Source organism: Pontibacter sp. HJ8, from assembly GCF_054824225.1.
The window spans coordinates 1-4,000 of sequence record NZ_JSYF01000194.1 but is presented as its reverse complement, the minus strand read 5'-3'; the positions used below and the strand labels follow the sequence as shown (position 1 = coordinate 4,000).

The 4,000-nt window shown below is 50.4% G+C and carries 4 protein-coding genes; 2 read left to right on the top strand and 2 right to left on the bottom strand.

Annotated features, from left to right (window positions below; all coding sequences use genetic code 11):
• Positions 1-541: 541 nt before the first annotated feature.
• The gene (locus OB13_RS09490; RefSeq protein WP_461489924.1) at positions 542-1,192 is read right to left on the bottom strand and encodes a response regulator; all 651 of its coding nucleotides are present in this window, start codon (positions 1,190-1,192) and stop codon (positions 542-544) included.
• Positions 1,193-1,689: 497 nt separating this feature from the next.
• Here OB13_RS09490 and OB13_RS09485 point away from each other — a divergent pair, with 497 nt between their 5' ends.
• Together OB13_RS09485 and OB13_RS09480 are read left to right on the top strand one after the other, a co-directional pair.
• Positions 1,690-2,031, top strand: a complete 342-nt coding sequence (locus OB13_RS09485) for an STAS domain-containing protein (RefSeq protein WP_461489923.1) — start codon at positions 1,690-1,692, stop codon at positions 2,029-2,031.
• 65 nt (positions 2,032-2,096) lie between these two features.
• The gene (locus OB13_RS09480; protein ID WP_461489922.1) at positions 2,097-2,444 is read left to right on the top strand and encodes an STAS domain-containing protein; all 348 of its coding nucleotides are present in this window, start codon (positions 2,097-2,099) and stop codon (positions 2,442-2,444) included.
• 103 nt (positions 2,445-2,547) lie between these two features.
• Here the strand turns inward: OB13_RS09480 and OB13_RS09475 are convergent, their stop codons facing one another.
• A complete protein-coding gene (locus OB13_RS09475; protein ID WP_461489921.1) occupies positions 2,548-3,966 on the bottom strand; it encodes a hypothetical protein in 1,419 nt (472 codons plus the stop codon).
• Between the last annotated feature and the right edge of the window lie 34 nt (positions 3,967-4,000).

Below are 4,000 nucleotides of genomic sequence, written 5' to 3'. Positions count from 1 at the left end.
TTCTCATAAGTTAGGATAGTTAAAAGTGTTACATAAAGGTTTGTCAGGGTGTAATCGGGTGTTAAAAATAAAAGCAGATGCATGACCAGTAGTTGATCCGGAGGCAGATACACGTCCCGTAAAATAACCTCATACGGTTTCGTTACTCTTAAAAATTATATTTTACAGATAAGTAGTAACACCTTTTATAGAATATTTGCTAAAATTCAGGAAAGAGACAGCCTGAACAGGCATCGGAATAGTACCAATACACTGTATGTTACAACACCAATGAAGGGTGCTCCCGCGCTGTATCAGAACTGCAAGCTGCGTGCTTGAAAAAGAAGAGAGGTATGGCTGGCCCCTGCCGGTGCGAATAAGGAGGAATAGGCCTGGTCATGATCGGAACGGCAGGTATACCTATACCTATAAACGGTGCCGGGTATTAAACAAAATGGAAGGCAGCTATCCTGGCAGTATGGACTGCCTGTGGATGAAAACAAAAAGATCGCCCTGTTGTAGCAGGGCGATCTTGTAGCAGGTCATTCTTGTTTCTGGGCATTTAGGAAATCAGGCCCCGTTGCAGGGCATATTTGATGAGCGTGGCCGTGTTGCGGGCTTTGGTTTTTTCGAGCAGGTTCTGCCGATGCGTTTCGATGGTGCGCTTGCTGGTAAACAATTTATCAGCAATTTCAGCATTGGTAAAGCCTTCTGCGATCAGCCCCAGCACCTCCAGTTCGCGCTTGGAAAGGTCGCGCTGATCGTCTGCCAGTATCGGCGTAATCGTTAAAGAAAGTGACTGCACTTTGCGCAGCAGGTCGAGCGAAACTTCCGAGCAGATATACCGGTTGCCCGCTGCCACCAACTGTACGGCACAGCATAGCTCGTCCTGGCCCGCATTTTTGAGTATATACCCCTGAGCACCCAGGTCCATCATTTTACTTACGTAGCTGTCATTGCTGAGCATCGAGAGCGCCAGCACTTTTACGTCCGGAAAATGTTCTGCCACATGCTGCGTCGTTTCGAAGCCGTCCTTCCCGGGCATACTGATATCCATCAGCACCACGTCTGCATGCACTGTGGAAAGCAGACTGATCAGTTCATCGCCACTGGCAGCCTCTGCCACCACTTTGATGGCTTTATTGTCCTGCAACAGCGCCTTGATGCCGTCCCGTACTATTTTATGATCATCCGTGATGATTATGTCTATCATTATATGCGTTTTGAAAAGAAGAGAGCTGGTAAAATTTCAGAAAATTCAACAGAAGCAGAGGCCTTTTAAAGTCAGAGCTTCCCGTAGTAAAACAAGCAATCCGTCTTCGGTCTTTAACCAGGTTAACAACCTTTGCAGCTCTTGTGTTTTTATGGATCTGCTACCGCGCTCAATGGAGAGCAATTTTCTTAATTTAAATCAGATGTCCAATTGCAAACCGGACATTCCCTGTTTATTGGCCTGTTCTGGGCATAAATCAGTATTCCTACACAATGACTATACGTATTTGTTACATACTTATCCAATTATATAATAGTTATGTTTGTATCCTATTGACTTTAAGTAAATTAGAATAATTTTTCACAAAAAGCGCCGGGTGAGAGCGAAACCACCGGCAGTACATCCGGCTGCTTTGGCAGGATTGGGTAAATAAACCTGAAAATCTTAGCGGATCAATGACTTTGTTGTATGTGCTTCAGGAATTAAGACGATCAAATATGTCAGTATCGATTCAGGAAATACCGGAGAGCATAGTCATTATATGCCACGGGGAGTTGGACCAGGGTGCAGCCGGATTGTTTGATGAAGCGATAGAAAAAGCCAAAGTAATGCCTCATCACAATATATGGGTGGATTGCAGCGGCATAACCTCTGTTTCAACGGCAGCCATGCGCACCATTCTTTCGTATCTTGGAAAAATTAACTCGCTTGGACTTAGCCTGGTTCTTTATAATTTGCAACCGGCAGTGCAGGAGAAACTGGAGCAGTCCGGATTGACCTCGGTCCTTCGCATACTCCCAGGCATCAAAGAGGCGTACCTGGAGCACAAGCACAGGTAAGCGGTAGGCTGATGCCTGACATGGCAGCCTGAGGCCGCATTGTTTGACGCCAAAAGCCTTTACTTATGAAAACATTCAACGTTACGATAACGACCCTGGAAGAGGGTACGATTTTAAAGTTTATCGGAGAACTGGACGCCAGTTCATCTGTTTATGCCGATCATGCACTGGAAGAAGCCATCGCCACCTCTACGGAATACGTACTGATTGACTGCAGCGAACTTATCTATATCTCCTCCGCCGGCCTGGGCGTACTGCTGGCCGCTTTCCAGGCCTGCAACATGAAGGAACTGCAACTGGTTATGGTGGATATGAAACCCAAGATCCGGAACGTGTTTGAGATTCTCGGCCTGGACCGCCTCATCAAGTCCGCCCCCAGCGTGGAAGAAGCAAAACAGCTGGTAATCAGGTAAACGCCCCGGATACATACAGGGACGATACCTTCAGATAAACACAAAAAAGGGGCCGCTATAAGCGGCCCCTTTTTCTCAAAATATACTTAATTAAAATTTACCTTTATCTGTCATAATCTTCGCGGTTGCCACGTCGCTCGCGTGAGAACAATCCACGGCTTTCGTTGTCTCTGTCGGATGAACCGTAGCTGCTGCTGCTTCTGCCGGAAGACGATCCGTAGTCAGAGCTGCCTCTGCCAGATGAACTGCCGTAACCCTGGGAGGAGCCATACCCGCCGGAGCTGCCCATGGAGCTGGTTCTGCCGGAGATTCCGGATTGAGAACTTCCCTGACCGTAGTCTGAACTGCCTCTTCCGTAGCTACCCTGGGAGCCATAGCCTCCCTGCGAAGATCCGCCGTAGCTGCCTTGGGAAGAACCGCCATAGCCACCCTGCGAAGAGCTACCGTAGCCGGATGTACCGGTGCTGCCATACTGTCCGCCGCTGAAGGGACCTCCGCCACTTCCGAATGAGCCGCCGCCCATGGAACCGCCGCCGCGGCTATAGTCAGAGTCACGCTGGGAGCCCATCGAGCTGCTGCCATAGCCGGAAGATGAGCCACCGTAGGAGCTGCCTCTTGTTCCCTGATCACCGCCCATAGAACCATAGTCACCGCCGCTCATAGAGCCGTAGCTGGATGATCCGCCGTAGCCGCCGCGTGAGCTATAGTTGGAACCGCCGAAGCCTGAACCGCTATACCCTCCCTGCGAACCGGAGCCGTAACCACCTGTTGAGCCACCGCCCATGGAGCCGGAACGGCCACTGTAGTTCTGGCTGCCGCCCATAGAGCCGGAGCCGCCGTAGCTGCTTTGTCCGGAGGAACCGTAGCCGGAAGATGATCCGCCGTAGCCACCTTGCGAGCCGTAGCCTCCCTGTGAACTGCCATAAGAACTTCTGCCGGATGAGCCATATTCCGAGCCACCTGAGCCATAATCTGAGCTGCCTCTGCCGGAGCTTCCATAGCTGCCCTGTGAGCCATAGCCTCCCTGCGAGGATCCGCCGTAGCTACCCTGGGAAGAGCCGCCATATCCACTTTGTGAGCCGGAGCCATAGCCTCTGCCATACGAGCTTCCGCTTCGCTCAGAACCATACGAACCGCCGCCGCCATAGCTGCTACCCTGCGATCCCTGGGAGCCATACCTTCCTAGCTGGGATTGCCCATACCCGGAGCCGCCCCCATAGGTGCTGCCTCCGCCGCCATAGGATGTCCCTCTGCTGTAATCGCCGGTGGCTGAAGAACCGGAACTATAGCCGCCTCTGTCATAATCGCCTGACTGAGATGATCTGCCCCCGTAATTTCTATAAGAGTTATCTCTGTCTCTATCATCATCGTCATCGCCACCTGTCACTCTTTCCCAGGCGTGGCTGATTGTATTGCCAATGCGGTCAAAAAAACCTCTTTCTTCATCCTGGGATTCACCGCGGTTGCGGTTATAAGATCCATAATCACTTTCATCGTAATTACGCTGATAATCTCTTGCCATAGCTTTATGATTTTAGTTGAAGTAATAAGAACAA